This window comes from Helicobacter sp. MIT 11-5569 (genome assembly GCF_000765695.2).
Lineage (GTDB): Bacteria > Campylobacterota > Campylobacteria > Campylobacterales > Helicobacteraceae > Helicobacter_D.
Window position 1 is genome coordinate 1 of record NZ_JRPB02000044.1, and the last position, 584, is coordinate 584.

The 584-nt window shown below is 28.6% G+C and carries 1 protein-coding gene; it reads left to right on the forward strand.

What is annotated here, in order from left to right; translation table 11 throughout:
• Positions 1-380, forward strand: a 380-nt coding sequence (locus LS70_RS09870) for a hypothetical protein (protein WP_236096478.1), incomplete at its 5' end; no start/stop codon positions are given.
• Between the last annotated feature and the right edge of the window lie 204 nt (positions 381-584).

A 584-nucleotide genomic window follows, 5' to 3' on the forward strand; every position in this document is an offset into this window, starting at 1 on the left:
ATTTAATTGCTCTTGCAACTAATGGTAAAGTGAATGAAAACTCTTTAGGAGTTAAAGCATTATCAGATGATGAAATGCAAAAGGTTGTGGGAGGGGCGTATTTAACTGGCTTTATCCCAAAACATTATGGTGTCGTTGATAATTCTGGACGAAATATTTATTATACTGCGTATTATGAAGTTGAATTGAGAAGCGTAGATTCTCCATACTTTAATCTAGGTTCTAATTATTATGCAGCAGTTGCCACAACTTATGATTTTACAACTAATAGAATCACAGATGAAGTTGTAAAAATCAATAGATATAATTCTAGTGATGTCCAAAGAATTAATTTTCAGGATAATGTGAAAGATAGAATAGAAAATTATCTTGAAGTATAAGGATTGGATTAAACGAGATAAAATAAGAGTTAAATTTCTTAGATAGTATTTGGAATAAAATTTGCTTACTCTTTAATAATTAAATTAAGGAGTAAGCATTGACAAATATTTCTAATTCTAATCTTTATGCAAATTATTCAAACTCTTATCTAAGCTTATATAACAACTCTCGCACAAATGATAAAACTGAACTTGATAGCACTA